The organism is Bradyrhizobium sp. NAS96.2 (assembly GCF_001908235.1).
In the GTDB taxonomy this organism is placed as follows: Bacteria; Pseudomonadota; Alphaproteobacteria; order Rhizobiales; family Xanthobacteraceae; genus Bradyrhizobium.
In genome coordinates this window covers 1-8,791 of the sequence record NZ_LGHK01000052.1, presented here as the reverse complement: position 1 = coordinate 8,791, position 8,791 = coordinate 1, and the positions used below count along the sequence as shown (strand labels likewise).

Below are 8,791 nucleotides of genomic sequence, written 5' to 3'. Positions count from 1 at the left end.
GCCGGCGCGCAGCGCTGCCCGCGCAGCGAGCCGTGCCGCCCCGGTCGCGGCGAGATCGCCCGAGACCACGACGGCATGCCCCCTCGCATATTTGTGGCCATCGATCCGCGGCACCGGAAACGACCAGCGCCAGGCCTGCGGCACGTTCTCCGCGGTCAGCGGCTTGATCTCGTCGAGCACCTGCGCGTCGATGCCGATATCGGCGACGCGGACCCGGCCGCAATACATCCGGCCCGGCAGCAGCAGATGCGCGGGCTTCTTGCGGAAGAAGGTGACAGTCTCGGTCGCCTGCACGGCCGCGCCCATGACAGCACCCGTGGTGCCGTTGACGCCGCTCGGCAGGTCGACCGCCAGCACCGGCGTACCGTTGGCGTTGATGGCCGCGATCATCTCCAGCGGGTCGCCCTTCACCGGGCGGTTGAGCCCGGCGCCAAACAGCGCGTCGATGATCAGCGCCGGCTTGCCGAGCGCCTGCGGGTTGAACGGCAGCACCGGATATTTCCAGCCCTTCGCGGCCAGCGCCGCGTCGCCCTGCAGGCTGTCGCGCTCGCAGAGCAGGATCACCGAGACCTCGCGGCCGCGCGCGGCGAGCTCGGCGGCGGCGACAAAGCCGTCGCCGCCATTGTTGCCACGGCCGGCGACCACGACGATCGGCCCCTCCTCGACCAGGTCCATCGCGGCTTCCGCGACGGCCTGGCCGGCGCTCATCATCAGCGCGAAGCCCGGCGTGCCGGCTGCGATGGTCAGCCGGTCGGCGCGCTCCATCTCGGTGGTGGTCAGAACGTCCATGCCGAATCCTCAATCGCTTCGCCTTTTCGAGAGGCAATTCCTGTGACGTTCGCGGGGTTTCTACTGGCCGACTGCATATGGATTGATCTATTTGCCTATTTGTTAGGCTTGGATATCATAGCCCATGTGGTTCGATATCAGCCGACTGCCTGTTAAAAGGCTGATAACATTCCGAAATCGGGGACCTTAACAACTTGGCATAGACCCTGCTTTTGAGGAAGCCGCGTACAAGGCCGCTCGATGCGACCATTGCGCGTGTTTCCGGCCACCGGCCGGAAGGCTTAAGACCAACCAGACTGCGCCCCACGCGCATCGAACTCGACCCTGCAATCTGCAATGCCCGGGAGGCGCTCAGTGAAGAAGATTGAAGCCATCATCAAGCCCTTCAAGCTCGACGAGGTGAAAGAAGCGCTCCAGGAAGTCGGACTGCAAGGCATCACCGTGACCGAGGCCAAGGGATTTGGCCGCCAGAAGGGCCATGCCGAGTTGTATCGCGGTGCGGAATACATCGTCGACTTCCTGCCCAAGGTGAAGATCGAGATCGTGATCGGCGACGACCTGGTCGAGAAGGCGATCGACGCGATCCGCCGCGCCGCCCAGACCGGCCGGATCGGCGACGGCAAGATCTTCGTCTCCAACATCGAGGAAGCCATCCGCATCCGGACCGGCGAATCCGGGCTGGACGCTATTTGAGGGCGGTGCTATCCGGAATTTCTGACGCAAAAGAGAAAAAAGGCTGCTTCGGCAGCCTGATTTCGTTTGAGTAGTCACACGAACCCGCCAAAAGCGGGAATAACGTCGCCCACCGCCGGAAACACACCCGCACATCCATAAGGGGTATTCATGAAGACCGCCAAAGACGTCCTGAAATCGATCAAGGACAACGACGTCAAATACGTCGACCTGCGCTTCACCGATCCGCGCGGCAAGTGGCAGCACGTTACCTTCGACGTCAGCATGATCGACGACGACATCTTCGCCGAGGGCACGATGTTCGACGGCTCGTCGATCGCCGGCTGGAAGGCGATCAACGAATCCGACATGTGCCTGATGCCCGACCCGGTCACCGCGACGATCGACCCGTTCTTCGCCGAGACCACCATGGTCATCACCTGCGACGTGCTCGAGCCGACCACCGGCGAGCCCTACAACCGCGACCCCCGCGGCATCGCCAAGAAGGCCGAGGCGATGGTGAAGTCGATGGGCGTGGGCGACACCGTGTTCGTCGGCCCCGAGGCCGAGTTCTTCGTGTTCGACGACGTGCGCTATTCCGCCGACCCCTACAACACCGGCTTCCGCCTCGACTCCTCCGAGCTGCCGATCAACTCCTCGACCGAATATGAGGGCGGCAACCTCGGCCACCGCATCCGCACCAAGGCCGGCTATTTCCCGGTGCCGCCGCAGGACTCGGTGCAGGACATGCGCTCCGAGATGCTCGGGGCGATGGCCAAGATGGGCGTCAAGGTCGAGAAGCACCACCATGAAGTCGCTTCGGCCCAGCACGAGCTCGGCATGAAGTTCGACACGCTGACGCTGATGGCCGACCATATGCAGATCTACAAATACTGCATCCACCAGGTCGCGCACATCTACGGCAAGACCGCCACCTTCATGCCGAAGCCGGTCTATGGCGACAACGGCTCTGGCATGCACGTCCACCAGTCGATCTGGAAGGAAGGTAAGCCGACCTTCGCCGGCAACAAATATGCCGACCTGTCGGAGACCTGCCTGCACTACATCGGCGGTGTCATCAAGCACGCCAAGGCGATCAACGCCTTCACCAACCCGTCGACCAACTCCTACAAGCGTCTGGTCCCGGGCTACGAGGCCCCGGTGCTGCTCGCCTACTCCGCGCGCAACCGTTCGGCGGCCTGCCGCATCCCCTACACCGCGAATCCGAAGGCCAAGCGCGTCGAGGTGCGTTTCCCCGACCCGATGGCCAATCCCTATCTCGGCTTCGCCGCGATGCTGATGGCCGGCCTCGACGGCATCAAGAACAAGATCGATCCGGGTCCGGCGATGGACAAGGACCTCTACGACCTGCCGAAGGAAGAGCTGAAGCAGATCCCGACCGTGTGCGGTAGCTTGCGCGAAGCGCTCGAGAGCCTCGACAAGGATCGCGCGTTCCTCAAGAACGGCGGCGTGTTCGACGACGACTTCATCGACGCCTATATCGAGCTCAAGATGACCGAGGTCGCCCGTTTCGAAATGACCCCGCACCCGGTCGAGTTCGAGATGTACTACTCGCTGTAAGCTTTGCAGCACCTCACGAATGCGAAAGGCGCTTCCACCGGAAGCGCCTTTCGTTTTTTGAGGTATCCGTCATTGCGAGGAGCGAAACGACGAAGCAATCCATGCGTCCGCGCATGCGGAGAGATGGATTGCTTCGCTTCGCTCGCAATGACGATGTGGTGAAAGCGCCTCTTCCTCGCTTACACCTTCACTTTCGCAACCCGCCGGCCGCCGGGGTCGAGCGCGCCGAATTTGCCCGCGATCATGTCCGGCGTCGGCATCATGCCGCCGAGCGACCAGCTCGCCGGCTCGCCCTCCTCGATCTTGACCCAGACGTTGCGGCGGAAGTCCGGGTCGCCCTGCCCCTCGACCTCGACCATGAGATCGGTGACGCGCTCCAGCAGCGCCTTCTTCTGGGCGACATCGAAGATGCCGCGGACGGTGGAAATGGTGACGTAAGGCATGGTCTCTCTCCATTGCTGAGGTTGTGACAACGCAGCGAAGATGGACCGGCATGGCCCGATCAGGCAGTGGCCGATCGGACAGAGATCGGGCAATATCCGCCATGGCCTGATCGCGCCGATCGGGTAGGATGGCGGCAACGCCTGGAGGTCCCATGAAGCTCGCGATCCTCGCGCTGGAAGGCTGCATGCAGTCGGCGGTCGCCGGCATCGCCGACATCCTCACGCTCGGCAACCATGTGATGCAGCTGCGCGGCGGCAAGGCCCGCTTCAGCTGGCAGACGCTCTCGCTCGACGGCAAGGCGGTGCGCGCCGGCGGCGGAAAGCTGCTTGCCGTCGATGGCACCGTCAGCAAGCGGACCGCCTTCGACGCGATCATCGTGCCCGGCAGCCTGGTCGATCATCTCACCGCCGAACGCCTGCAGCCGCAATATGACCGTGCCGGCGCCTGGCTGCGCCAGCAACATGCGAGCGGCCGCCTGATCGGCGCCTTCTGCAGCGGCGTGCTGCTGCTCGCCAATGCCGGCCTGCTCGACGGCCGCCGCGCCACCATCACCTGGTGGCTGCAGAGCGAGCTGCGCCGCCGCCATCCCAGGATCGACCTCGCCAGCGATGCCGTGATCACACAGGCCGACCGCCTGGTCTGCGCCGCCGGACCGATGTCATGGGTCGACCTGCTGCTGCGGCTGATCGAGCTCGTCGAAGGCCCCGAGGTCGCAAAGGTCTGCGCCGACTATGCCGTGATCGACACCGCGCAGCGCACGCAGGCGATCTTCATGCCGCTCGGCTACATGCTCGCCCAGGACCCGCTGCTGATCAAGGCCGACATGCTGGTGCGCCGCACCGGCAAGACGCCGATCACGGTGCGCGGCCTTGCCCAGGCGCTGGGCCTGAGCGAACGCACGCTGAACCGCCGCTTCCGCGAACTGACCCACGAGCCGCCGCAGGCCTTCATCACGCGCCGCCGCGTCGAGCATGCCCGCACGCTGCTGGAGACCACGGCGCAACCGATCAAGGCGATTGCCCGCGCCACCGGTTATGAGGACGAGAGCAGCTTTCGAAAAGCCTTCCGTAAGCTCACGCTGCTGTCGCCGCAAGCCTACCGCGCGCAGCGATCGATGCGTGCGGCGTAGACGCGGCAATCCCGGAAGACTACGGTCAGGAGTACTGACGAACCCAATGAAGCGGTGCGAACCGGCGCGTGAGCCTGTGCTTCGGAATCGACAAGATCCGGAGCCGGGTGTTCACTGCCAACAAGGACCCGGAAGCGGCCTTCGATAAGACAGACACGTTCATTTTTTGCATTTTGGGAGAAACGAGATGTCTTTCGTCGCACGACGAATGGCGGCGCTTTCGACCGCCATCATCATCCTCGCCGCCGGCGCAGGCAGCGCATCTGCCCAGAAGACATACGACACCGGCGCAAGCGATACTGAAATCAAGATCGGCAACATCATGCCCTACAGCGGGCCGGCATCGGCCTACGGCACCAGCGGCCGGGCCCAGGCGGCCTACTTCCGCAAGATCAATGCCGAGGGAGGAATCAACGGCCGCAAGATCAATTTCATCTCCTACGACGACAGCTACAGTCCGCCGAAAACGGTCGAGCAGGCGCGTAAGCTCGTCGAAAGCGACGAGGTCCTGCTGATCTTCGCCGCCCTCGGCACCGCATCCAACGGCGCCATTCAGAAATACATGAACACGAAGAAGGTGCCGCAGCTGTTCATCCAGACCGGTGCGACCAAGTGGAACGATCCGCAGAACTTTCCGTGGACCATGGGCTGGCAGCCCAGCTATCAGGCCGAGGGTCGGATCTACGCCAAGCACATCCTGAAGGAAAAGCCGAACGGCAGGATCGCTGTGCTCTACCAGAACGACGATTATGGAAAGGACTACCTCAAGGGTCTGAAGGACGGGCTCGGCGACAAGGCGGCGTCGATGATCGTGACCGAGGACGCGTACGAGGTCGCCGAACCGACCATCGACACGCATATCGTCAAGATGAAATCGATGAACGCCGATGTCTTCGTCGACATTGCCACGCCGAAATTCGCGGCGCAGGCCATCAAGAAGACGGCCGAGATCGGCTGGAAGCCGTTGCACATTCTCAATTCGGTCGGCTCCTCGATCGGCGCTGTGATCCAGCCCGCCGGCTTCGCGAACGCGCAAGGCATCATTTCGGTGGCCTACCTGATGGATCCGCTCGATCCGCAATGGAAGGACGATCCTGGCATGAAGGCGTTCGACGAATATCTCTCCAAATATTTTCCCGAAGGCAATCGGGCCGATGGCCTGGTGGTGACGGGCTACAATGTGGCGCAAACGCTGGTTCAGGTGCTGAAGCAGTGCGGCGACGATCTCACGCGCGCGAACGTGATGAAACAGGCCGCCAACCTGAAGGCCTTCCGGACCAATAACCTGCTGCCGGGAATCACGATGAACACCAGCCCGATCGATTTCGCACCGATCAAGCAGATGCAACTCAGACGACTCAAGGGCGAGCGCTGGGAGCTGTTCGGACCCATGCTCAGCGCGGAAGTCGGAGGGTAGCCGGCCGCGGCCACTCGCTGCGCTGCCTGGGTGGTCCGAGCACTATCGCCGTCATTGCGAGGAGCCAACGGGTCCGGCCTTTGGCCGGCCCGATGATAAACTCCGCGACGAAGCAATCCATGCATTCGCGCACGCGGAGATATGGATTGCTTCGCTTCGCTCGCAATGACGTGAAGAGGGCTGCGTCAAAGTCAAATTCCCCGCGGCAAGGACAGGCCGCTCACACCCGAAACAGCTTCGCGTAGCGCGCCTTGATTTCCTCGCTCTGGGCCTGCACCTGGGCCGGATCGGCCTTCAGCATCTTCAGCTTGTCGAGCGGCACATGCCCGGCCTTCTCCTTCACCTTGGCGTGGAACGAGCGGTGCGCGAATTCGTCGGCCAGCATCTGCTGGGTTTCGGCGCTGAAGAAATAGCTCTGGAACAGCCGCGCCGCGTTCGGGTTCGGCGCGCTCTTGAAGATGCCGCTCGGCACGATGATCAACGGCGCGCCCTCGGCCGGATAGACCACCTCGACCGGCTTGCCCTGATCCTTGGCCAGCACGAGGTTGTAGTCGTTGCCGTCGGCCATGACGGCGCGCTCGCCGAGCAGGATCTTTTTCGGTGGATCGGCGGCCGACTGCACCTGCATCACGCGCTGCTGCGACAGCTTTTCCAAATACGGCCAGCCAAGGTCGCGCGCCAGCACGAAGGTCGCGGTCAGGATCGCGCCGGAGTAGCTCGGGTGCCCCTTGACGATCTTGCCGCGCCACCGGGGATCCAGCAGATCGGCGTAGCTCTTCGGCGCCTCCTCGCGCTTCACCTGCTCGGTGTTGTAGCCGATCACCTCGAACCAAGCGCAGGATGTCGCCGAGGTGCCGTCGGGATCGATCTGGTCGGCCGGAAAATGTTTTGCGACGTCTTCCGGCATGTAGGCCGCGAGCCAGTCGTTCTTCTTCCAGTCGAGGTAATGCGCGGGATCGGTGGAGTTGGCGACGTCGACGGCATGGATGCCGCTGCCCTGCTCTTGCGCGATGCGCTGGAAGATGCGCTCGGCGCCGGAGCGCTCGACGCGGACGCTGATCCCGGGATATTTCTGCTCGAAGTCGCGCGCGAGACGCTCCGCCGTGTTCAGTTCCAGCGCGCTGTAGAACGAGATCTTGCCTTCCTTCTTGGCCGCTGCGATCAGCTCCGGCGTTACGGCCTCAGCCGGCGGCGCCGCCGCCCTCAAGGGCTCGGCAAACACCATGCCGGCGGCGGTCGCCGCCGTCACCTTGAGCCAGTCGCGTCTCGACCATTTGCGGTCCTGCATTCCATGCTCCCTGAGATCGGGCCGTTGACCGGCCGCACTTTGTTGCGGGGTGATGATAGCGCGTAGGATGGGTGGAGCGAAGCGATACCCATCATCTCTCCCTGCGGCCGAAAAGCTGATGGGTTTCGCTTCGCTCCACCCATCCTACGCACTACTAACCGATCACCGCCAGCTTTGGCGCAAAACCCGCATCCAGTTGTCAAAAGCGATCTTGCGCAGCACGGCATCGTCGAAACCGCGCCAGCGCAACGCCTGGATCAGGCTCTGAAGATGGCTTGCATCCCTGAGCGGACGCGGCATCACCGCACCGTCGAAGTCCGATCCCAGCGCCACGTGATCCTCACTCATCCGCTCGACCAGGTAGCCGAGATGGTTGGCGACCGTCTCGATCGGCGCGTCGGGATCGCTGTGCCCGTCGGGACGCACCTCGGACACACTGAAATTGAAGCCCACGACGCCGCCGGATGCCTTGACGGCGTCGAGTTGCCGGTCGGTCAGGTTGCGGGTCGCGGGGCAGATCGCATGCGCGCAGGCGTGAGTGACCACGATCGGAGCCGTGCTGAGTGCCGCCAGATCCCAGAAGCCGCGCTCGTTGAGGTGGGCTGCATCGACCATGATTCCGAGTTCATTGCAGGCCCTCACCAGTGCCTTTCCGGCGTCCGTCAGACCAGGCCCGGTGTCCGGCGAGCGCGGATAGGCGAACGGCACGCCATGGCCGAAGATGTTGGGCCGGCTCCAGACCGGGCCGAGCGAACGCAGGCCGCGGGCGTAGAGCCTCGCCAGCCCGTCCAGATCGGCGTCGATCGCTTCGGCGCCCTCGAGATGCAGCACGATCGAAAAAGCGCCGTCCCGCCGCGCGGCCTCGATCTCATCCACGGTGGTCACGCATCGGATTTTCCCATCGGCGCGAGCCACCATCGCCTCCAGCCCGCGCAGCTGGGCATCGATCGTACGGCGCGCATAGGCCGCATCGAGCGGCTGCGCGAGACGCACCTCGTAGCCGTCGGCGGTTCGCGTGAAGGCGTCTGCGAGCGGACGTTCTGCCTTGGCGTACATTGCGAACAGGCCGCCAACCATGCCGCCTTGCTGGGCGCGCGGCAGATCGAGATGGCCCTCCTCCGAGCGCACCAGGAAATCGCGTCCATCTTCCCGGTACTCGACGAGGTGCTGGACCGCGTCATTGTGGCCATCGAAGATCGCGATCTTGTTGTGGTCCTGCACCGCTCTGCTCTCCTTCGCCGAACCGATTGTAGTCAGTAGGATGGGTCGAGCGAAGCGATACCCATCATCTCTCCCTGCGGCCGAAAAGTTGATGGGTTTCGCTGCGCTCTACCCATCCTTGTAATAGCGCGATCGGCTATCGTCGGCATATTCCGAGAGGAATGGCCTGTCGCGGTTAGCGGCCGCGACAGGCCGCTGGCGGTCGGATCGTACCCATCCTGAGCAGTTTGTGGCTGCCCCGTAGCAGGAT

Annotated in this window: 8 protein-coding genes; 4 read left to right on the top strand and 4 right to left on the bottom strand. The window is 63.6% G+C overall.

Going from position 1 to position 8,791, the window contains the following annotated elements; genetic code table 11:
* Positions 1–789 (bottom strand): NAD(P)H-hydrate epimerase (locus tag AC628_RS13410; protein WP_074127280.1); only part of this gene is annotated, 789 nt, incomplete at its 3' end.
* A 354-nt stretch (positions 790–1,143) separates the two neighbouring features.
* Here AC628_RS13410 and AC628_RS13405 point away from each other — a divergent pair.
* Both AC628_RS13405 and glnA read left to right on the top strand, forming a co-directional pair.
* Positions 1,144–1,482 (top strand): P-II family nitrogen regulator, encoded by a 339-nt coding sequence (locus tag AC628_RS13405; RefSeq protein ID WP_011441447.1) that lies wholly within the window; start codon positions 1,144–1,146, stop codon positions 1,480–1,482.
* Positions 1,483–1,632: 150 nt separating this feature from the next.
* Positions 1,633–3,042 (top strand): type I glutamate--ammonia ligase, encoded by a 1,410-nt coding sequence (glnA, locus tag AC628_RS13400; RefSeq protein WP_074127279.1) that lies wholly within the window; start codon positions 1,633–1,635, stop codon positions 3,040–3,042.
* Positions 3,043–3,221: 179 nt separating this feature from the next.
* On the opposite strand, the gene AC628_RS13395 is transcribed toward glnA, so the two are convergent.
* On the bottom strand, positions 3,222–3,485 hold the full coding sequence (locus tag AC628_RS13395) for a tautomerase family protein (protein WP_074127278.1): 264 nt from the start codon (positions 3,483–3,485) through the stop codon (positions 3,222–3,224).
* A 152-nt stretch (positions 3,486–3,637) separates the two neighbouring features.
* On the opposite strand from AC628_RS13395, the gene AC628_RS13390 reads away from it, so the two are divergent.
* Complete coding sequence (locus AC628_RS13390) at positions 3,638–4,615, top strand: GlxA family transcriptional regulator (RefSeq protein WP_074127277.1); 978 nt, start codon at positions 3,638–3,640, stop codon at positions 4,613–4,615.
* A gap of 187 nt (positions 4,616–4,802) precedes the next feature.
* Positions 4,803–6,032 carry an ABC transporter substrate-binding protein gene (locus AC628_RS13385; RefSeq protein ID WP_074127276.1) on the top strand — a complete coding sequence of 410 codons (1,230 nt, stop codon included), beginning with the start codon at positions 4,803–4,805 and terminating at the stop codon, positions 6,030–6,032.
* A gap of 220 nt (positions 6,033–6,252) precedes the next feature.
* On the opposite strand, the gene AC628_RS13380 is transcribed toward AC628_RS13385, so the two are convergent.
* Positions 6,253–7,320 carry an ABC transporter substrate-binding protein gene (locus tag AC628_RS13380; RefSeq protein ID WP_074127275.1) on the bottom strand — a complete coding sequence of 356 codons (1,068 nt, stop codon included), beginning with the start codon at positions 7,318–7,320 and terminating at the stop codon, positions 6,253–6,255.
* Between the two features lie 162 nt (positions 7,321–7,482).
* Positions 7,483–8,541: a dipeptidase gene (locus AC628_RS13375; protein ID WP_074127274.1), complete on the bottom strand. Its 1,059-nt coding sequence runs from the start codon at positions 8,539–8,541 to the stop codon at positions 7,483–7,485.
* Between the last annotated feature and the right edge of the window lie 250 nt (positions 8,542–8,791).

Coding starts and splice junctions, on each gene's coding strand:
- AC628_RS13385 (WP_074127276.1), top strand. CDS start 4,803: ATGTCTTTCGTCGCACGACGAATGGCGGCGCTTTCGACCGCCATCATC.
- AC628_RS13395 (WP_074127278.1), bottom strand. CDS start 3,485: ATGCCTTACGTCACCATTTCCACCGTCCGCGGCATCTTCGATGTCGCC.
- AC628_RS13380 (WP_074127275.1), bottom strand. CDS start 7,320: ATGCAGGACCGCAAATGGTCGAGACGCGACTGGCTCAAGGTGACGGCG.
- glnA (WP_074127279.1), top strand. CDS start 1,633: ATGAAGACCGCCAAAGACGTCCTGAAATCGATCAAGGACAACGACGTC.
- AC628_RS13390 (WP_074127277.1), top strand. CDS start 3,638: ATGAAGCTCGCGATCCTCGCGCTGGAAGGCTGCATGCAGTCGGCGGTC.